The sequence below is a fragment of the Streptomyces sp. NBC_00878 genome (assembly GCF_026341515.1).
Classification (GTDB): Bacteria; Actinomycetota; Actinomycetes; order Streptomycetales; family Streptomycetaceae; genus Streptomyces.
The window spans coordinates 8,801,836-8,822,553 of record NZ_JAPEOK010000001.1; the positions used below are offsets into that span (position 1 = coordinate 8,801,836).

12 protein-coding genes are annotated in these 20,718 nt (G+C 70.9%); all 12 read left to right on the forward strand.

Translation table 11 applies throughout. From position 1 onward, the window contains the following. Positions 1-47: 47 nt before the first annotated feature. The 12 genes from OHA11_RS38230 (at position 48) to OHA11_RS38285 (ending at position 20,699) form a co-directional block, all read left to right on the forward strand. On the forward strand, positions 48-2,084 hold the full coding sequence (locus tag OHA11_RS38230; RefSeq protein WP_266507743.1) for an ATP-binding protein: 2,037 nt from the start codon (positions 48-50) through the stop codon (positions 2,082-2,084). Continuing rightward, the gene (locus tag OHA11_RS38235; RefSeq protein ID WP_266504229.1) at positions 2,075-2,431 is read left to right on the forward strand and encodes a hypothetical protein; all 357 of its coding nucleotides are present in this window, start codon (positions 2,075-2,077) and stop codon (positions 2,429-2,431) included. The genes OHA11_RS38230 and OHA11_RS38235 overlap by 10 nt, the downstream gene beginning before the upstream one ends. Further along, the gene (locus tag OHA11_RS38240) at positions 2,428-9,210 is read left to right on the forward strand and encodes a DUF4157 domain-containing protein (protein ID WP_266504230.1); all 6,783 of its coding nucleotides are present in this window, start codon (positions 2,428-2,430) and stop codon (positions 9,208-9,210) included. Before OHA11_RS38235 ends, OHA11_RS38240 begins: the two co-directional genes overlap by 4 nt. Positions 9,211-9,263: 53 nt before the next feature. Next, the gene (locus OHA11_RS38245) at positions 9,264-9,791 is read left to right on the forward strand and encodes an SUKH-4 family immunity protein (protein WP_266504232.1); all 528 of its coding nucleotides are present in this window, start codon (positions 9,264-9,266) and stop codon (positions 9,789-9,791) included. A gap of 35 nt (positions 9,792-9,826) precedes the next feature. Next, complete coding sequence (locus OHA11_RS38250) at positions 9,827-10,528, forward strand: hypothetical protein (protein WP_266504234.1); 702 nt, start codon at positions 9,827-9,829, stop codon at positions 10,526-10,528. Between the two features lie 9 nt (positions 10,529-10,537). Next, a complete protein-coding gene (locus tag OHA11_RS38255) occupies positions 10,538-10,948 on the forward strand; it encodes a hypothetical protein (protein WP_266504235.1) in 411 nt (136 codons plus the stop codon). Continuing rightward, positions 10,941-12,080 (forward strand): hypothetical protein, encoded by a 1,140-nt coding sequence (locus OHA11_RS38260; protein ID WP_266504237.1) that lies wholly within the window; start codon positions 10,941-10,943, stop codon positions 12,078-12,080. Before OHA11_RS38255 ends, OHA11_RS38260 begins: the two co-directional genes overlap by 8 nt. A gap of 97 nt (positions 12,081-12,177) precedes the next feature. Then, positions 12,178-12,714, forward strand: coding sequence for a phage baseplate assembly protein V (locus OHA11_RS38265; protein ID WP_266504239.1), 537 nt, complete (start codon positions 12,178-12,180; stop codon positions 12,712-12,714). A gap of 20 nt (positions 12,715-12,734) precedes the next feature. Then, positions 12,735-13,088, forward strand: coding sequence for a hypothetical protein (locus OHA11_RS38270; protein WP_266504241.1), 354 nt, complete (start codon positions 12,735-12,737; stop codon positions 13,086-13,088). After that, positions 13,085-13,471, forward strand: a complete 387-nt coding sequence (locus OHA11_RS38275; RefSeq protein ID WP_266504243.1) for a GPW/gp25 family protein — start codon at positions 13,085-13,087, stop codon at positions 13,469-13,471. The genes OHA11_RS38270 and OHA11_RS38275 overlap by 4 nt, the downstream gene beginning before the upstream one ends. Next, the gene (locus tag OHA11_RS38280; RefSeq protein ID WP_266504246.1) at positions 13,468-16,659 is read left to right on the forward strand and encodes a putative baseplate assembly protein; all 3,192 of its coding nucleotides are present in this window, start codon (positions 13,468-13,470) and stop codon (positions 16,657-16,659) included. The genes OHA11_RS38275 and OHA11_RS38280 overlap by 4 nt, the downstream gene beginning before the upstream one ends. Then, on the forward strand, positions 16,656-20,699 hold the full coding sequence (locus OHA11_RS38285) for a putative baseplate assembly protein (RefSeq protein WP_266504248.1): 4,044 nt from the start codon (positions 16,656-16,658) through the stop codon (positions 20,697-20,699). Before OHA11_RS38280 ends, OHA11_RS38285 begins: the two co-directional genes overlap by 4 nt. Positions 20,700-20,718 lie beyond the last annotated feature (19 nt).

The window sequence follows — 20,718 nt, forward strand, 5'->3', positions numbered from 1 at the left end:
CGGGCGAAGCGACGGGCGATGCGACGGGCGATGCGACGGGCGATGCGATGGGCGACGCGATGGGCGGCAGCCCGACGCTGACCGCGGAGATCCAGCGCGTCCTGGCCCGCGTCGACGCCCACGCGGCGCGCGTGGCCAAGCCGGGCATGGGCTCCGGCTCGGGTACGGGTACGGTCATGGGCACGGGCATGGGCATGGCATCCGAGTCCGAGGGCGGTGGCGACGGGAGTGGTGGAAGCGACGGCTCCGCCGGTCACCCCGTACAGAATCCGGCGGGCCCGGCGACGGGCCCCCTCGACGCGCTCGTCGCCTGCTTCGGTCTCACCGCCTTCGAGCGGGACCTCGTACTCCTCACCGCCGCCTACGAGTTGGACGCCACGACCGCCGCCCGGTGTGCCGCCGCGAGCGGTGACCCGGAGCGTGCGTACCCCACCTTCTCGCTCGCGCTGGCCGCCCTCGCCGAACCGCACTGGAGTGCGCTGACCCCGGTCGCGCCCCTGCGGCGCTGGCGGGTCGTCGAGCTGGACGACGACTCGCGGCTGACGCTGTCCCGGCTGCGGCTCGACGAGCGCATCCTGCACTTCCTGCTCGGCTCGCCCTACCTGGACGCGCGCCTGCACGGCCAGTTGCGCCGCACGCCGGTTCCGGACGAGCTGCCCCCCTCGTACGACCTGGCCGCGAGCCGGGTCGCCGCGGGCTGGACGACCGGTGCCCGGCCGGACGCGCCGCTTCTCGTCGAGGTGGTCGGCGGCGATCTGCGCAGCCGGGCCGACATCGCCGCCGCGGCTGCCGCACGCTCCGGGCTCGGGCTGTACGCGATGAGCGCCGAGGACATCCCCACCGACCCCGCCGACCGCGACCGGCTGGCCCGGCTGTGGCAGCGCGAGGCGATCCTGCTGCCCGCCGCCCTGCTCGTGGAGACCGGCGAGCTCGACCGTGACCAGCGCGCGGCCACCGACGCGTTCCTCGCCGGGGCAGCCGTCCCTGTCGTCGTGTCGAGTCCCGACCCGAGGCAGACGGACCGGCCGCACGGCGAGCGGGTGGCCGTGCCGCACCTGGACGACGAGGAGCAACTCGACCTCTGGGCAGGCGCGTTCGAGGACGTCGCCGACATCGGCGAGAGCGAACTGCGGTCGCTGGTCGCGCAGTTCCAGCTGCCGCCCCATGTCGTACGTTCCGCTGCCGCCGCCGTACGCCGCGATCTGCCCGGCGAGGACGAGCTGGACGCGGGCCGACTCGCCTGGCGGGCCGGGCTGAACGAGGCCCGGATCGGCATGGACGAGCTGGGCCGTCGCATCGAGCCCGAGGCGGGCTGGGGCGACCTCGTGCTGCACGAACGGCAGACGAGTGTGCTGCGCGAGATCGTCGCGCACGTGCGGCAGCGGGCAACCGTCCACCAGGAGTGGGGATTTGCCGCCACCCTGCGCCGCGGCCTTGGCGTCACCGCGCTGTTCGCGGGCGGCTCGGGCACGGGCAAGACCCTCGCCGCCGAGGTCATGGCCAAGGAACTCGGCCTCGATCTGTTCATCATCGACCTGTCCCAGGTGGTCAGCAAGTACATCGGCGAGACGGAGAAGAACCTGCGGAAGGTCTTCGACGCCGCCGAGGCCGGTGGCGCCCTCCTCCTCTTCGACGAGGCCGACGCCCTGTTCGGCAAGCGCAGCGAGGTCAAGGACAGCCACGACCGGTACGCCAACCTCGAAGTCAGCTATCTGCTGATGCGCATGGAGGCCTACCGGGGTCTCGCGATCCTCACCACCAACATGAAGAAGGCCCTGGACACGGCGTTCATGCGGCGGATCCGGTTCGTCGTGGACTTCCCGTTCCCGGCCGAGCACGAGCGTGCCGAGATCTGGCGCCGGGTGCTGCCCTCGCGGACCCCGACGAAGGGCATCGAGCCGGAGCTGCTCGCCCAACTGACCGTCGCCGGCGGCTCGATCCGCAACATCGCCCTGTCCGGAGCCTTCCTCGCCGCCGAGGAGGGCGACCGGCTCCAGATGCGGCACATGCTCGCGGCGGCCCGCACCGAGTACCTCAAGCTGGAGCGCTCCCTGACGCCGGGGGAGGTCCGCGGATGGGTGTGAACAGCGACGCGGGCAGGGGCGTGAGCGGGGGCGTGAACAGGGATCCGGGTTGGGGCGCGGGCGGGGACGCCGGCAGGGGACCGACTGCGATCCGGGTGAACGTCGGCGAGCTCGTGCTCGACGGATTCCAGGTGGATCCAGACCGGGTGTCCGAGGCGTTCGAGCGCGAGCTGAGCCGCCTGGTCCGCGAGCATGGTGTGCCGCTGGCCGCGGACGGCGCGGTGAGTGTGGACGCGCTGTCCGGGCTGCCGCCGCTGCCCGTCGGGCTGTCCGCGCGACGGCTCGGCCAGGAGTTGGCGCGCGCGGTGCACGCGGGGCTCTCCGGCCGTGGGGAGGTGACGCCGTGAGCGGCAACTCCCAGACCCAGGACGGTCGTTCGGAACAGGCTGCCGAACAGCGTCGCCGCAAGCGCAAGGAGCGCGCCGCCAAGGCCCGTACACCCGAGCCGAAGGACGTCGTCAGCGGCGCCGGACAGCCTCTCGACGTCGGCGTACGCAGGGAGTTGGAGGAGCAGCTCGGTCACGACCTCAGCCGCGTACGGCTGCACACCGGGCGGGACGCCGGACAGTTGACCGAGTTGCTGGGCGCGGACGCGGTCGCGGTCGGCCAGGACATCTTCTTCCGTGAGGGCGCCTACCGTCCCGGTACGGCGGATGGCCAACGCCTGCTTGCCCACGAGCTGTTGCACACCGTGCAGAACCCGGACGGCCTCGGCGCGTTGCGCGCCGGGCGCGACCTGGGTGCGGTGAGCCTGCCGCAGCAGGCCATCGAGCGCGAGGCGGAGTCGGCCGCCCAGGACCTCGCCCAAGACCTCGTACGTCCTGCCGCCGCGCAGGAAGCCGTTCCGCGGGAAGCCGCTTCCCGGGTGGAGGAGGGCCAGGCCACGCCCGGCTGGCTGCGGTACGCCACTGTCGACGCCGACCGGAACCGGCTGGAGCAGATCGACCCCGCCACTCTCGTCGACCGGCTGACGAACTCGGTCGTGCGCTCGCTGCGCGGCGACCCGGAGGACCGCTCGAAGCGCACGCGCAGGCAACTCGCGCGGCTGCCGGAGGAGTTGCTGGACGGTGTCCTCGACCGTCTGGAGGACCGGTTGCTCGGCTCCGAGCACGACCGGGTGCTCGACCTGGTCGAGGAGATCGAGGCCGACGGGGATCTTCCGGAGGAGACGGACTCGTACGACGCCCCGGCCGTCGAGCCGGACGCGGTCGAGGAACTGCGGGTCGAGCGGGAGAGCGAGCAGCGCTCCGCGGACGAGGAGCAGGTCCGCGAACAGCGGCCCGCCCCGGCGCCCGTTCCGGAGAAGGACCAGGCCGAGCAGGAGACCGTTCCCGGCAGCACCCCGCAGAACGGCGGCACCGCGCACGACGGCACGACGCCGCAGGGTGCGGGTGCGCCGCGCGACCGGCAGGGGGAGCAGCCGCCCGTCGGGGACGCGGAGCAGCGGCCGGGCACCGAAGCCGGGGGCGGTAGTGAGGCTTCGCCTTCCGGGGTGCGGCAGCCGGAGAACTCGGCGGCGCAGCAGTCGTCCCCGCCCCAGGGCGAGAAGGCCACGGGTGCGGCGGCGGCCGCTCAGCAGGCGGACGGCGGCAAGCAGGCGCAGGGCGGTGCGAAGGCGCAGGGCAGTGAGAAGGCTGGCGGGGAGCAGGACAAGAAAGCCGCCGCGAAGGAGGAGAGCGGTAAGGAAGGCACCGACCAGCAGGGGACGCCGACCGCCTCCAAGGAGGAGTCCGCCGCCAAGAACCGTCCGGGCGCGGCCGAGCAGTTCGTCGCGGGCCAGCAGCTGAAGAAGGAGGACAAGGGCGGTTCGGAGAAGCCCTCGGGTTCGCCCGGGGCGGCGGGCCAGGACACCCAGCTGCCGGGAAGGGCGAGCAGGCTCGACGGCGTACGCAACCAGGATCTCGAAGGCCCCGAGGACAAGACCGACGAGGACCCGTTCGGCGCCGGCGGCGAGTCGGAGGTCGAGGTCGGGGGCGAGGAGAAGAGCGCCTGGGACGTCAAGCTTCAGCCGGACGACTTCCTGCCGGAGCAGGACCTCGATGTGTCCGGGATCCCCACCGCGGACAACTTCGCCCCGTCCTCCGCCAACTCCGCCCAAGCGCCGTCGTTCCCCGCGCCCCCGGTGACCAAGGCCGACAAGGTGCAGGCGGAGCGGGAGGTGGAGGACGCGGAGGACGAGGCGGCCGAGACCGAACCTGACGAGGACAGCACCGACGCGTCCGCCGAGTCCGAGCCGTCGGTGGAGACGGAGGGCGGACCGGGCGATGACCGGTTCGGCGGACCCGATGCCGAACGGGCCTCGGAGTCCCGGCCGGGCCGGACGTCGAAGGACCCCAAGAGCGGCGACGACCCGAAGGCCGGGCCGGTCGTGGCGCAGACGACGGTGCAGGAGGCGCTCGGCAAGACCGAGGGTGGCAAGGCCGAGACCGGCGGCGCGGCCAAGGAGCCTGCCGCAAAGGAGGAGAAGGGCACTCCCGCCGCGGGCGACAAGGCGGGGGCGGCGCAGGAGAAGGGCTCTCAGCAGGCGGTCGCCGGCAAGGCCGCGGCGCCGGAGACCGCCGGCAAGGGGGAGCAGCCCAAGGGCGCGGGTGCGTCGGGCGGGGCGGGCCAGAGCGCGCCTGCGGACAGGACCGAGCCGACGGACCACGCGAAGACACCGTCGCCGTCGCGCGACTCGCACGTCACCGGCGGGTCCAATGCCGACAGGCCGGGCAGCTCGACCAGTGGCGTGCAGAGCGGTGCCTCGTCCGACACTGACCGCCCGTCCCAGGAAGAGGCCCCGCGCTCGCAGGCTCCGGAGTCCAACGAGTCCGCACCCGCGCCGAAGGCGGCCGAGGCTCCGGCGCCGGAGCGCACGTCCGCTGCGAAGGAGGAGCGGGCGCCCGAGGCCGCAGCCTCCAAGGCGGCTCCCGCACCGAAGGCACCGCGCGGCGGGGGCGGCGGAGGCAGGGTCGGCAAGCCCTCGGCCAAGGGCAAGGGCAAGAAGGACTCGGGCCCTGCCCCGAACCTCTCCCAGGTCTCCCCGGAAGCGGGCCTGAGCACGGCCGCAAAGCTCAAGCCGCACAAGGCACTTCAGGCCATGGGCGGGGTCGGCGGCGCCGTGGACCGCACGGTCGGCGACGAGCACAAGCAACTCGCCTCCGCGCCCCCTTCGATGGAGCGGCCGGCCGGGGCACCCCAGACTCTGGAGGGCAAGCCGAAGGCCGACGCCCCGGCGCAGTACTCGCAGGACCCGGCGAAGAAATCCGATGCGCCGGAGCAGGAGAAGGCCGAGGCCAAGGGCGAGAAGAAGCCCGAGGGCCAGATCGAGGCGGAGAAGGCGGAAGAGCCCGGCGGCTGGGACACCTTCATGATGGGCCTGGGCTTCGTCGGCGGCAAACTCGTGAACGGGGTCGCGAGCCTTTTCGGCGCCGACGAACCCGTGGTGGACCCGCAGGAACTGGCCGCGAAGTTCGCCGGGCTGCCGACCAAGGACGACGCCCTCAAGGAGGCCCAGGCGGGCAACGCGCCGGGCGTGGAGATGAAGGGCGCCGCCGAGAGCAAGGCGGGCGAGCAGGGGCAGGCGGTCGACGCCTTGGGCCAGGAGACCGTCGCGACGGGGCGCGACGACGCCGGGCGCCCGATGGGCGAGAACCAGGTCTACCCCGACGCGCCCAAGGAGCAGTTGCAGGGGAAGGTTCCCGGCCAAGAGGGCGGTAAGGGCGGCGGTGGGCCCGGCGGTGGCGCGTCGACCGGTGCCGTGCCCGCGGAGGCGGCCTCGGAGGTGGCGGAACACGACCGCGGCCCGCAGGTCCAGGCGGCGTTCAGCCAGGGCCAGAAGGGCGTGTCCGAGAGCCGCCAGACCAAGGACAGGGACTTCCGCGACTCCCAGCAGAAGCACAAGCGGCAGGTCGACGGCGAGGTCGGGAAGAACACCGCGACGCAGACGGGCGAGCGAGCGAAGGCCGAGGCCGAGGTCGGCGGGCAGCGCACCGACTGGCGCAAGGAGCAGGACGAGGAACTCAAGAAGCTCGGCACCAAGAAGACGGACCGGCACGACAAGGTCCGCAAGGACGTCAAGGAGCGGGAAGACAAGACCGACGACGACGTCACGAAGGAGAAGACCGACAGCGACAAGAAGATCCAGGACAAGGCCACCCAGGCGGAGTCGGACGCCAAGAACAAGACCGACACCGCCGCCGAGGACTCGGGCAACTGGATCTCCAAGGCCTTCGACTGGATCAAGCAGAAGGTCATCGAGATCAAGAACGCGATCGTCCGGATCATCCGGGCGGCTCGTGATGCGGTCGTCAACTTCATCAAGAACTTCAAGGAGAACGTCGAACGCTGGATCAACGAGGCCCGCAAGTTCATTGTCGACGCGGTCAAGAATCTGATCAACGACCTGATCGAGTTCGCCAAGGCGATGGTGAAGGCCATCGTCGAACTGGCCAACCGCATCCGGAAGTTCATCACTGACCTGATCGCCGCGGCGATCGCGTTCGTCACGAAACTCGCGGCACGCCTGAAGCAGATCATCACCGATCTGCTCAACGCCATCGCGAAGGTGCTCAGCGACATCCTGAACATCCTCAAGAAGATGCTCATGGACGTCATCAAGGCCGTCGTGGACGCGGTCAAAACGGTCCTGGAGTACGCCTCCAAACTCCTGGGCGCGCTCGGCGAGTTCATGATGATCGCCGTCGACTTCCTCTCCGACCCGGGCGGCTGGCTGGGCGGCGCGAAGAACTCGGCGGTGGACGGCGCGAAGAACCACTTGTTCCGTGAGGTCCAAGCAGCCGTCAAACAGTGGTTCCAGTCGAAGATCGAGGAGATCATCGGCGTCCCGAAGGCGATCCTCGACAAGCTGATCAAGGGCGGCTTCACCCTTGAGAAGATCCTGAAGGAGACCTGGGACGCGGTCGTTCCTATGCTCCCCTTCATCATCGGCGAGATCGTCATCACGAAGGTCATCGCGAAGCTGATCCCCGGCCCGGGCTGGGTGATGGCGGTCATCGACGCGGTCCGCACGGCGATCGGAGCCCTCAGCGAGATCCTGCGTGCGATGGGCGCGGTCATCACCTGGCTGAAGGCGGTCCGCCAGGGCGGCGCGGGCATCCTGTTCGCGAAGGCGGTGGCGGCCGGCATCGTCGCGCTCCTCGAACTTGCCTACGAGGCGCTGTTGAGCGGCATCGGCAAGTACGTGGCCAAGGTCGGCCGCCGCCTCAAGGGCGTGGCCATGAACCTGGGCAAGGAGAAGCCGGGCACGGGCGGCGGCAAGTCACCGGCGGGCCAGGGCTCCGACGACAGGGGTGGCGACAGGAAGGGCCAGGCGCCGCAGCCGGGCGCTGGGGCCAAGCCGTCTTCCGGCACACCGGCCACGCGCCCGACGGCCACGAGTCCGAGGCCCGGCGGCACGCCAGACCCGAAGAGGCCCACGCCCTCGGCCCCGAAGAGGCCCACGACGTCCGGTCCGGCGAAGGACGGCACCAAGGACGGCACCAAGGACGGCTCCGGCACGCCGAAGGCCCCGGCCGACGGCAGGAAGCCAACGGGCAACGACACGAACGGCCGCCCGAAGGACAAGGAAGACGACAAGCCGGACACCCGCCCGACCTCGTCCCAGAAGCCCAAGCCACAACCGACCCCCCAACCGAAGCCGAAGCCCGAACCGGATACGCGCCCTCGCGCGAAGGGCGACGCCCCGGGCAAGCCCAAGGAGGGCGCGGACTCCAAGCCCAAGGCCGAGGACAAAACGCCGGACAAGCCCAAGGACCAGGACCCCAACAGGCCAAAGGGTGACGGAAAGGACCCGGCCGGCAAGCCGAAGAAGGACGGCAAGCCGAAGACGGACGGCAAGGACGTTCCTGGCAAGCCGAAGAGCGGCAAGGACACGCCCGGCAAACCCCGTCCCAGGCCGGGAATCAAGGGCCCCGGTGGGCGCGGTCCGGACAAGAGCGGCCCGGGCAGGCCCAAGTCCAGGCAGGACAAGGACAAGCAGAAGAAGGACGAGGACTCGAAGGAGTCGAAGGACGCGCGTCTCGCGAAGATCGTCGCCCGCTTGCGCCCGCGCATCGACCGCATGACGGCCAAGGGCGTGAAGCAGTTCCCCTTCAAGGCGGCACTGACCGCTTGGAAATCCTGGTATCGGTTGACCGATCTCCGGGCCGATCCGTCGAGTCACTTCTCGGTGATCGCGACTCTCAACCCCACGGCATCCGTAACCCAGGCAACACGTGCAAAACTGCAGGCGCTGCTCGACCAGGACCCGGAAAGGCAGAAGCGCCTGGAGCATGCCCTGGGTATTCGGGATTTCGAGGACTGGATCCTCTTCAAGGGGGATGAGACAGAGCAGCAGTTCATCAGCAAAATGCGGATCATGCTCCAGCGGTTGGACGAATCGGAGCAGCGGAACCTCAACGACAAGGTGCTCCAGCGAATACGAGCCGCAGAGCGGGACGTGCAGAACGGTCTGCACGAAGAAGACGGCAGCGAAATCACCGAAGGTGCACGCCCGAGGCGGAACGAGACCGACGAGAATCAGCAGTACGAAGAGGAGACGCCGAAACCGCCTACGAAGGAGTACAGCAACGCCTACAGCAAAGTCCGCGACAACGCATCGTTCCAGGAGCAGAAGGCTCGTCGGCGTGCCGGGCAACCGGGAGCCGATCCGGATCCCACCCTCACGCGGAGGGATGCCACGATCAGGCGGTTGTCGACCTACGACAGGATAGGGTTCACCCGTAAAGCCTTGGCCATCAAGCGAGCCAGTCGTGATAACCGTGCTTATATGCAGCCCGCGTCTCCGCGATATGACAGCATTCGATTTACTGGAACGCCTCAAGAGCATGAGGAAGCACGCGACGACGCCCGCCGGATCGGCGATCTGACAAGGGACTTCAAGACGCTCGTCAGAACCCGGGCGACTCGTGACCTCGCCGACAAGGATTTCAAGAAGAATGTTGAGGCGCGGCTCAAGGAAATGGATGTCGACCATGTGATCGACCTGCAGTTGGGAGGAATCGACACCTACAAGAACTTCTATCTTCTCGATTCGCACACCAATCAGGATATGGGGTCGAAACTTTACCTAGAGGTGAAGGACTCCCCGAATGGAAGCCTCATCAACATATCCGTGGAGTGGTAGATGAAGCACTCCGCGTCGAAATGAACGGAAAAGAATTGGCTACACATGAAGACTTGGTCCGGCTCTACGGAAGGGAGAACGTCTACACCGCGACTCCCGAGGACGCCGACAGGTTTGGGCTTTCCCCTGCCGATTCTGATTTCCTTGTGCACGTCGGGCTGCCGCGTCATGCTCCTCCGTTCTTCACCACTCAAGTCGAAGGTGGGCCGGATTTCCTGGAGGTAATCGACTTCACAACGTCCGAAGGAGAGCAGAGGGAACTCGTTGTCGGTGGGCCTCCCGGAGACCCTGAGATGCGATTCTCGCTCGATGTGAACGAGGGTTTTATCACGCTGGCCGTTCTGCGTGGCGACGACTCGCACGGTGAGATCGTGAACAATTCCCTTGGTGACTTCATTGAATTCATCTATCGCATCGATGAGCACGCGAGGCGTGTGGCCGGCGATCCATCGGTGAGGGAGGAATCGCTCCAGGAGTTGTCGGCTCACCTCAGGAGTATCGATCAGTTCTCCTTCGAGAGGGCTGACGACTGGTGGGCTGTGGCCCTCCACCTCTTGGCGGGTGGTGGCATCGACATCTGAAGGTCAGTACCAGAGCCCCGAGCAAGGAGAGGTGAATGACCCGCTACGCCGACATCCCCAAGCCCATCCGCTCCGGCATAGTCGTCGTCGATCCCGACCGTGGCACGCCGCAGCGCATCATCGTGCTCCAGTTCAACCCGGACACCCTCGAACGCAGCCTCAGTCCCCAATCCGCGGGAGGCAGTGGCGACTCCGGCGGAGGCGGCAGTGGGACCGGAGACCGTAACGAGGCGCTCCGGCTCAAGGGCCCCGCCCAGGAGACCTGGAAGTTCACCGCCGAAATCGACGCGACCGACCAGTTCGAGGTTGCCGCGCCCGACGGCATTCACCCGCAACTCGCCACGCTGGAAATGCTCGTGCAGCCCACGACCCAGCAGATACGGGACGCCTCGCGGCTCTCGCAGAAGGGGACCATCGAGATCAGCCCGATCGAGATGCCGTTGACGCTGTTCACGTGGGGCAGCAAGCGCGTCATGCCCGTACGGCTGACCGAGCTGTCCATCAACGAGTCCGCCTTCGACGTCAACCTCAACCCGATCCGGGCCTCCCTCGGCATCGGCCTGAAGGTGCTCACCGTGAGCGACCTCCCCGCCGGACACCGAGGCGCCGACCTCTACATGGCCCACCTCGCGCAGAAGGAACGTCTCGCGGCAGCCGCCCGCCGCGGCAGCCTCGGCGGACTCGGCCTCACCGGCGGGGACATCGGCGGCACGGCAACACTGAGCGGAAGGGGCTGAGCAGCGGTCATGGCCGACATCGAGCCTTACGAGAACGCCCTGGACGCGATCCCGGGCGCCCACCCCTACCCCCGCACCAGCCGCTACCACGACGCCGAGATCGGGATCCACCGACAGCCCGACGGCACCGAAGTCCGGTACACCAAGCGCCGGTTGCTCCCACCCCTCCCCGAGAGCGGGATCGGAAGCGGGACCGGGACCGGGATCGGGGACGAAACCCAGAGCCATACCGTCAGCAGCGGCGAGCGGCCCGACCTCCTTGGGCAGCGCTACTTCGGTGACCCCGCCCAGTGGTGGCAGATCGCCGACGCCAACCCCGTACTCGACCCACGGGAGTTGACCGACGAGGCGGGCAACGTCATCGAGGTGCCCCTCGCCGGCGGCTTCCCGCGGGCGGACCGGGGAGACCGGCGTGTCTGAACTCCCCGTGGGCCGGGGCCCCGTACACATCACCCTCCAGATGGGACCGAAGCTCACCCGGCCCGTCCCCGCGGAGGTCACGGAAGCCCTGCTCTCCGCCCAGATCACCGCCACCGCCGGCGACCGCAGCGGCTTCCAGCTCGCCTTCGACCTCACCAAGAACGGGCTGATCAACCGCACCCTGCTCCCGGAGGGGTTCTTCGACCCGAAGACCCGCGTCATCGTCTCCGTGAGTGTGAAGGGCACGCCCGAGGTGCTCCTCGACGGGCTGATCGTGCGGCAGGAGGTCGGCGCCAGCAACCAGCCGGGCCACTCCACGCTCACCGTCACCGGCGAGGACCTCTCCCTGCTCATGGACCTGGAGGAGCGGACCGACCGCTACCCCAACCTGCCGCCGTCCGAGCGTGTCCTGGCCATCCTGCGCCGGTACTCCGACTACGGCATCCGGCCGGACGTCTACACGGAGAAGGTCTCCCAGCCCCCGCACCAGGACCTCCGCGTCCACTACCAGACGGGCACCGACCTCCAGTACGTCAACGAGCTGGCCCGCGCCAACGGCTACACCTTCTATCTGGAGCCGGGCCCCAACCCGGGCCAGTCGTCCGCCCGTTGGGGCCCCGAGGTCAGGCTCGGCATCCGCCAGCACGCCCTCAACGTCAACATGGACAACAACTCCACCGTCGACCAGCTGACGTTCGCGTACGACGGCACGGCGCGGGAGGAACCGCAGGCCCGCTGGCAGGACCCCGGCACCCGGCAGTCCACCCTCCTCCCGCAGCCGCCGATCAGCCCGCTGCGACCGCCCCTCGGCAAGCGGCCCACGCCCGCGCTCAAGCGCAGGACGCTGTCCGGCACCGCCAAGCAGCAGCGCGAGCAGGCCGAGGCCGAACTCCTCGCCAGGGCCGCCGTGTCCGCCGACGTCATCTCGGGCTCCGGCTCGCTCGACGTCAACCGGCACGGCTACCTCCTCGCACCCCGCCAACTGGTCGGCGTGCGCGGCGCCGGACGGGCCTACGACGGCGACTACTACGTCAAATCCGTCACGCACACCCTGCGTCCGGGCTCGTACCAACAGAACTTCACCCTCTCCCGGGAGGGCCTCGAAGCCCGCAGCGCCTACGTCAGGCCCTGACCCACCACCGCACGCACGGCCTCGCACCGCCCGGCACACCCACCAGCACTCCACCCGCATCACCCAGCAACACCCCACAGAGCAGGAGCAGTTCAGCATGGCGGCAACCGGCAATCGCTACCTCGGCAAGTTCCGCGGCCGGGTGATCGACAACAACGACCCGCTGCACATCGGGCGCATCACCGTCGAGGTCCCGGACGTCCTGGGCGACGAGCCGTCGACCTGGGCGCTGCCCTGTCTGCCGTTCACCGGGCCGGAGGCGGGGCAGTTCGTGGTGCCGCCGCCGAGGACGGGCGTGTGGGTCGAGTTCGAGCAGGGCGATCCCAGTTTCCCCGTGTGGACGGGGTGTTGGTACGGCGAGCAGAGCGAACTGCCGCCGGACGCGCGCCGTCTCATCCAGCCGGACTCGCAGGTCAAGCCGGTCGTGGTGCAGACGCCCGGGGCGCACAAGATCGTGATGAGCGATCCGCCGGGCGCGGACCAGGGAATCCTGCTCCAGGCCCAGGGCGGCGCCTACATCCGCATCACCAAGGAAGCCGTGGTCATCGCGACCGGCGCGGGCGCCGAGGTCCTGCTGCGCGGCAACCAAGTGACGATCAACGAGGGCCAGTTGACCGTGCTCTCCAAGCGATAGGAAGACGGGGGACGAATCACGTGTCCAGCGCAACAGGGGCATCCGGCGGTCTGCTCGGCACCGGTGCCGTGATCAGCTGCCCGCACGGCGGCCGCGCCACCACCGCCACCACATCCACCTCCGCCGTGCTCATGGACGGCATGCCCGTCGCCACGGCCGCGCACGGGTACGTCGTCACCGGCTGCCCGCACACCGTCGACGGGGTGCCCGTGCCGTGCGTCGCCGTCCGCTGGGCGGCCGACGGCTCCGGCGTCACGGTCGACGGCGCGTCCGTGCTGCTCGACACCTCCGCGGCCGAGTGCTTCACCGCGGCCTTCGTGCCGCAGGGACCGCCGGTCGTCCAGACCGAGCGCCGAAAGGTGGCCGTCCGATGAGCCCACGCACCCGCCCGCGCAGCGACATCGCGTTCCCCTTCCGGGCCGACCGCCGTGGCCGTACCGCGCACGCCCGCCACGACGAGCACGTCCGCGACCTGATCGAACAGGTGCTGTTCACCAGCCCCGGCGAGCGCGTGATGCGCCCCGACTTCGGTTGTGGACTGCTCGACCTGGTGTTCGCGCCCAACAGCCCCGAACTCACCAGCACCCTCGAACTGTCCGTGCAGGCCTCCTTGCAGCGCTGGCTCGGCGACCTCATCGACGTGGAGGATCTCGACGTGGTCAGCGAGGACAACGCCGTCCGTGTGCATCTCTCGTACGCCGTGCGCTCCACCGGAACGCGCCGCGACGACGTCTTCGAAGGGAGGCCCGCGGCATGACGAGCACGGGTACGACCACCACCTCTCGCCGGTCGAAGGTAAGGGCCGCCCAGCTCAACGGAGTTGACGCCGTCGAGGTCGGCGATGACGGGCTCACGCTCACCGTCACCTTCCTTGGCAAGGCCCCGCACGGCCTGTGCGCCGAGAACGTACGCATCGACGGCGGCCGCCGCATCATCGGACTCACCGACATCACAGTCGTCGACGTGAGCGTCGAGCGCGAGGACGACCCCGAACTCGATGACCGGCTGTACGTCACCCTCGACCGCGCGGGCGACACCTCCCGCTACCGGCTCTCCCTCGTGGAGACCGACCCGTACGGACGCCCGGGGACCGAGCCGTACCGAGGCTTCGATCAGCGCTACCACAGCGCGGCCTTCGCCTTCCGGCCCGACTGCCCGACGCCCTTCGACTGCGAGGACGGGCATGAGCACGAACAGGCCTTCCCGGAGGCGCCCGTCGTCGACTACACCGCGCGCGACTACGAGACCATCCGCAAGCTGCTCCTCGACCGGCTCGCGCTCACCACGCCCGACTGGATCGAGCGCAGCCCCGCCGACCTCGGCACGACGCTCGTCGAGCTGCTCGCGTACACCGGCGACCAGATCAGCTACCAGCAGGACGCGGTCGCCACGGAGGCGTACCTCGACACCGCGCGCCGCCGCGTCTCCGTACGCCGCCACGTCCGGCTCATCGACTACGCGATGCACGACGGCTCCAACTCCCGTGCGTACGTGACCGTGGAGACCGCCGGCGAGCACACGCTGCTGCCGGGCACGTACCGCTTCGCCTCCGTCGACGTACGCACCCTCGACCCGCACGACCGGCCGGAGCCCGGTACGGTCATCGACGACGGGGACCTCGCCGAACTCGACGAGCGTGGATCGGTGGAGGTCTTCGAACCGGTCGCGTCCGCCGACCCGTTGGAGCTGCGGGCCGCCCACAACGCGATCCGTCTGTGGACCTGGGGCGGCGAGGTGCCCACCCTGCCCAAGGGCGCGAACGCCGCGACCCTGCGCGACGAGTGGCGCGACGCGGAGACCTGCGAGGAGCGCCGACTCGACCTGAAGCCGGGCGACTTGCTCGTCCTGGAGGAAGTGAAGGGCCCGCGCACCGGTACTCCCGGCGACGCAAACCCCGCCCACCGGCAGGCCGTTCGCCTGACCTCCGTCACCCCCGGCGTCGACCGGATCGAGGACCAGCCCGTCCTGGAGGTCACCTGGGCCGCCGGAGACGCCCTCCGCTTCCCGTTCTGCCTCGCCACCCGCGGCGGACGCGACTGCGAGCCCGTCGAGGACGTGACGCTCGCACGCGGCAATGTCGTTCTCGTCGACCACGGCCGCTCCCTGAACTGGTGCGGCGACGGCCTGCCGGAGAGGGTGACCGTGCCGCCCGTGCCCGCCGTCGTCGGCTCCTGCGACCCCCCGGCCTTCGGCTGCCGGGACCGCGACGAGGGCAACGCGCCCGCCCGGCTCATCAACTCCCTTACGGACAAAGCCGAATGCGGCGACCCTCTCACCCCGGACGACGTCCGAGAGCTGTTCGACGCCGTCGGCGAGGACGCGACCGTACGCGCGGGCCTGGGCCTTGAGCTCGCCGGGCAGCGGCAGGAAAGGGTGGTGCCGGGCACGGCGTACGCGCAGGTCGCGGCCCTCAGGACCCTGCTCGCCCAGTCCGTCTACCCCGGCATCGCGCCCCGCTTCCGGCCGGTCCTCGGCCGCTCGCCCGTGACGCAGGCCGTCCCGTTCCCGGACCCGCGGACCGTCGCGGCCGGCCAGGCCGAGCGGATCGCCGCCATCCCCGGACGGGTCAGGCAGCGCCTCGTCGAGCTGTGGCGCAGCGCCCGCGACCGCGACGGGCTCGGCGAGCAGGAGATCGCCGAACTCACCGTGATCTACGGCCTGAAGACACTGGAGCACCTCGAACTCCACCTCCACCCGGTCCGTGCCCTGCGTGAACTCCTCTTCCGCAGCGACCAGTTGCTCGACGAGAAGCTGCGCCGCGTCGAGGTGCTCACGGCACGGGCCCGCGCGGGCACGGTCCTCGACGGGCACATCGCCTGGGAGATCGCGCACAGTTGGGGCCCTGCGTACGCCGCCGGACTGCACCCGGACGAGTTGGTGCTGTGCGGCCCCGCCTCGGCGGCGCTCCGCCACGACCCGCGCCAGGCGCTGCCCGCCGTACGGCTCCACGACGGCGACGGCGACGGCGACTGTGACGGTGACGGTGACGTGACGTGGGAGCCGCGCCGCGACCTCCTCGACAGCACCTCCCGCGACCGGCACTTCGTCGGTGAACTGGAGGACGACGGCCGCCTCGCCCTGCGCTTCGGCGACGGCCGGCACGGCGCTCGTCCGACCCCCGGCGCCCGGCTCGAACTCCGCTACCGGCTCGGCGGAGGCACCGCCGGAAACGTCGGCGCGGAGGCTATCAACCACCTCGTCCTGTGCAATGACAGTGACAGTGACAGCGGCGACCGCGAGGAGCCGCCGGTGGCCGGCGTACGCAACCCGCTGCCCGCCGTGGGCGGCACGGAGCCCGAACCGGTCGAGCAGGTGCGCCAGTTGGCCCCGCTCGACCTGCGCCGCACCCGTCTGCGCGCGGTCACCGCCGAGGACTACGCGGCCCTCGCCTCCGCCCTGCCCGGGGTGCAGCGCGCCGCCGCCGCGATCCGCTGGACCGGCAGCGTCCAGGAGGCCCACATCGCCGTCGACCCGTACGGCACCGGCGCCCCCTCGGACGGGCTGCTCGCCGAGGTGGCCCAGGCCCTTGAGGCGTACCGGCGCATCGGCCACGACCTCGTGGTCGGCCCCGCCCGGCTGGTGCCGCTGGACATCGCGCTGACGGTGTGCGCCAAGCCCGGCCACCAGCACGGGCAGATCCTGGCCGAGCTGTACCGCGTACTCGGCAGCGGACGCCTGTCGGGCGGGCGGCTCGGCTTCTTCCACCCGGACGCGCTGACGTTCGGCGAACCGGTCCGGCTCAGCCGCCTGGTCGCCGTCGCGGCCGCGGTGCCGGGCGTCGAGAGCGTCGAGGTCACGCGGCTTCGAAGGCTGTTCCACGAGGACCGAGGAGAGAGGGAGGACGGCGTGCTGCGGCTCGGCCCGCTGGAGATCGCCACCTGCGACAACGACCCCGACCGGCCGGAGAACGGCCGCCTTGCGATATCCCTCGGAGGTGCCCGATGAACGACGACGACTGCACCTGCGGCGGCGCGTGCGGCCATGGCGCGTCCGGTGGCGGCCTGTCCGGCGGCGGTACGTGCGATTGCGGCGGCGCGTGCGGCGGCCACGACGAGCGCCTCGCCCCCGCCCCGCTCCACAACCCTCCCGGCCGCACGGCCCTCGACTACCGCGTCGGCGCGTACGGCTCCTTCCTGGCGGCCCAGCTCGACCGGCTCGCCTCGCCCGCGTACCCGGCCCTGAAGGGGCTCACGGTCCGCACCCCCGACGACCCGGCCATCGGTCTCCTCGACGCCACCGCCGTCCTCGGTGACCTGCTCACCTTCCACTCCGAGCGGATCGCCGACGAGGCCTATCTGCGCACGGCCAATGAGCACCGCTCGCTGGCGCTGCTCGGCCGACTGGTCGGGCACCGGCCGCGGCCCGGCGTCGCCGCCTCGACCCACCTCGCGTACAGCCTCGAACGCGATCCGCGCGCCGAGACCCTGCCCGTGGTGATCCCGCGCGGCGCGCAGAGCCACAGCGTGCCCGCGTCCGCCGACGAGGAGTCGCAGACCTTCGAGACGAGCCGCGACCTCACGGCCCGCTGGGACTGGAACGAGCTGAAGGTCCGGCGCCGCCGCCCCTCCCTCGTCACCCCGGCCGACCTGGCGCGCCGCTCCGAGCTCTTCGTCGAGGGCACCGCCAACTCCCTCCAGACCGGCAACCAGTTGCTCTTCGTCTTCGGTGAACGGGCGGGCGCGCAACGCACGTTGCTGCCCGTGGCGAGCGTACGGATCGACCGCGACGACGAGATCACCGCGATCGCCCTGGCCCAGTCGGCCCCGCCCACCTTCAGGGAACTCGTCGACGAGGTACGACGGTGGACCGCCGAACCCGAGGCCCCCGGCGAGCCGGGCGACGAACCGCCCACCCCGGAGGTCCCCAACCCGCGCCCGGTCAGCCGCCTCATCGAGGACTTCGACGACCAGGTCCTCGCCCCACTGCGCGCAGACCTGGACACGATCACAACCTCGGAGAGCCTCGCGGCCCGACTCGCCGAGCCCGTCGCCCGCCTCGGCGAGGCACAGGTCCTCGCGACGCCGTACGAGGATGTCGCGGCGTGGTTCGAGCAGTTGGAGGCCGTCCTGGCCGAACTGGCCGAGCGGGCCCTGGAGTTGGCCCCCTCGCAGCCGGTGCCGCCGACGGACGAGCAGGGCTCGGCAGCGACGAACGACCCGGGCCCATCGATGTCGGACGCCCAGGGCTCAGCGGCAGCGGCCGGTCAGGGCCCGGCGGTAGGGGCTGGTCAGGGCCGGATCGCGAACGCCGCAACGAGCGCGACGTACGCAACAAGCGAGACCGCGACACCGAGCCGAACCGCGGCACCGAGCCGAACGGCGGCACCGAGCCGAACCGCCGCACCCAGCCCAACGGCTCCCCCTGCCCCCACCCCCCTCGCCCGGCGTGAAGCCGCGCTCCAAGCGCTCGGCTCCGTCCTGCCCGCCCTACGCGGCAAGGCACCGGCACCCACGGTGGGTACCGGGCCCCGCCGCCCCGGCGCCGACACGGCCCGGCTGCTCTCCGCCCTGAACCCCGGCCTGACCGGCCTCTACCCGGCCTGGCGGACGGCCGCCGCCCCCGGCACCCCGCAACTCCTGCGGGAACTCCTCGCGATGCGCGTGACCACCGCCCCCTTCGGGGCCATGGCCCCGCTCAAGCCGGTCCAGGACGACCGCGGCCGGGTCATCCGCACCGCGGACTGGCCCCTCACCGGCGCCGCCCTGGTCACCATGCGCGTCGTGTTCGACACGGCGGGCAGGATCCCGGTGCGGGCCGAGTTCCAGTACGTCGAGGGCGCCAGCTCCGACCAGCGCGCGGAGAACCTGCCGGTCGCGGCGCCGGTCACCTTCCACCTCGGCGCGGGCGAGGTGGACCTGTCCACCCGGGCGGGCCAGGACCGCGAGCTGAGCTGGCTCAACCGGCGCCCCACCGACTCCCAGGAACCCGGCGTCACCGCGGTCCTCCGCGAGGGCCTGCCCAACCGCACCCTCTTCGTGTCGCGCCCGGACGCGGACGGTCTGGTCCACGTGGGCGTGCACAACGGCACGTCCGAGCAGGTCGCCCTCCGGCCCGGCGTCCCGGCGCGGTTCACGCACGGCGAGTACGAGGTGAGCCTCACGTACACCGTGGGCAGTGCCGCGCCGAACGTGGAGGTGGTCATCGCCTCGAAGCCGGAGCCCACCAACCGCCGGGTCCTGCAACTGGACAGTGTGCACGACGGCATCACGGTCGGCAGCTGGGTCGCGATCCAGCGGCCCGGCAAGGGAGTTGAGGGCGGCATCCCGGGCGACAAGAAGCTCGCGTTCGTCACCACGAAGGTCGTGGCCGCGCGCACCGCCGCCTACACCAACTACGGCATCACCGGACGCGGCACCGAACTCGTCCTGGCCGACCCGTGGCTGGACGAGTTCGACGTCCTGCTCTCGCACATCCGCGACACCACCGTCCACGCGGACGGCGAACCGCTGCGCCTGGCCGACGAGCCGCTGGGCGAGGACGTGCACGGCAACGAGATCGAACTCGCCGAGCTGTACGACGGGTTGCGGCCGGGCCGCACACTGATCGTCGGCGGTGAGCGCAGCGACATCCCCGGCGCGGCAGCAGTGCAGGCCACGGAGGTCGTCACCATCGCGGCCGCCGACCCCGCGGTCGATCCCCAACTGCCCGGCGACCACGTCCACACGAGGCTGACGCTCACCGCGGACCTCGCGTACCGCTACCGCCGCGAGAGCGTGCGGATCCTCGGCAACGTGGTCGAGGCGACCCATGGCGAGGGCCGGGACGAGCCGATCGGCAGCGGCGACTCGGACCGTACGAACCAGACGTTCGCGCTCTGGCAGTCCCCGCTCACCTGGCTCGCCGACGACAACCCCCTCGGCGCCACCCCGGTCCTGGAGGTCAGGGTCGACGGGGTGCTCTGGCACGAGGTCGACAGCCTCGCCGGGCGCGGCCCGCGCGAGCGCGTCTACATAACAGGGACCACCGCCGACGGCCGCACCACCGTGACCTTTGGCGACGGCGTCCACGGCGCCCGCCTGCCCAGCGGCCACGAGAACATCCGCGCCCGCTACCGCTTCGGCACCGGCAGGGCCGCCAACGTCGCCGCGGGCCGCATCACCCAGGCCCTCACCCGCCCCCTCGGCGTCACCGCGGTCACCAACCCACGCCCCGCCACCGGCGGCGCCGACGCCGACGGACCCGCACTGACGAGGCGTACGGTCCCGCTGGCCGTCTCGGCCCTGGACCGCCTGGTGTCGGAGGCCGACTACGAGGACTTCTCACGCTCCCGGGCCGGCATCGGCCGCGCCGCCGCGCGCGAACTCTTCGACGGACGGCGGCGCGTGCTCCATGTGACGGTCGCGGGCACGGACGACGTGCCGATCGCCGACGACTCGGATCTCCTGCGCGCCCTGCGCGGCGCGCTCACCGAGTACGGCGACCCGAACCTCCCGGTCCGCGTGGACGTCCGTGAACTCGTCGCGCTCCTCGTCGCCGCGAAGGTGAAACTGGCGCCCGACCACACCTGGGAGATCGTCGAACCCCGCCTGCGCCAGGCCCTGCTGCGCCGACTCGGCTTCGAGGGACGGGAGTTGGGGCAGCCCGCCCGCCTCTCCGAGATCCTGGCCACGGCCCACCAGGTGCCGGGCGTCGACTACGTGGACGTCGACGTCTTCACCGGCGTCCCCGCCTCCGCGACCCCCGAGGAACTCACGAAGCTCCTCGCGAATCCAGGCCTGCCGAAGGCATCGGTCCCGGCGCGCGGGGCGACGTACGACGAGAAGATCCACACGGTCCGCAAGAAGGAGGGCGAGACGCTCTCGGAGGTCTGCGCCCGGCACGGCGTCCCGCTCGCCGAACTCCTGCGCCTGAACCCCGACATCACCGACACCCGCCGCCTGGCGAAGGGCCGTTCGGTGTTCGTCTTCCGCGGCATCCGCCCGGCGCGGCTCGCCCTGCTGTCGCCGAAGGCCGCGGACACCCTGATTCTGACGGAGGTCAAGTGATGTCCCGGCACACCAAGTT

Bases quoted from the DNA above. Each gene is read 5' to 3' on its own strand.
- OHA11_RS38230 (WP_266507743.1), top strand. From the start codon at position 48: ATGGGCGACGCGATGGGCGGCAGCCCGACGCTGACCGCGGAGATCCAG.
- OHA11_RS38235 (WP_266504229.1), top strand. From the start codon at position 2,075: ATGGGTGTGAACAGCGACGCGGGCAGGGGCGTGAGCGGGGGCGTGAAC.
- OHA11_RS38250 (WP_266504234.1), top strand. From the start codon at position 9,827: ATGACCCGCTACGCCGACATCCCCAAGCCCATCCGCTCCGGCATAGTC.
- OHA11_RS38255 (WP_266504235.1), top strand. From the start codon at position 10,538: ATGGCCGACATCGAGCCTTACGAGAACGCCCTGGACGCGATCCCGGGC.
- OHA11_RS38265 (WP_266504239.1), top strand. From the start codon at position 12,178: ATGGCGGCAACCGGCAATCGCTACCTCGGCAAGTTCCGCGGCCGGGTG.
- OHA11_RS38275 (WP_266504243.1), top strand. From the start codon at position 13,085: ATGAGCCCACGCACCCGCCCGCGCAGCGACATCGCGTTCCCCTTCCGG.
- OHA11_RS38280 (WP_266504246.1), top strand. From the start codon at position 13,468: ATGACGAGCACGGGTACGACCACCACCTCTCGCCGGTCGAAGGTAAGG.
- OHA11_RS38285 (WP_266504248.1), top strand. From the start codon at position 16,656: ATGAACGACGACGACTGCACCTGCGGCGGCGCGTGCGGCCATGGCGCG.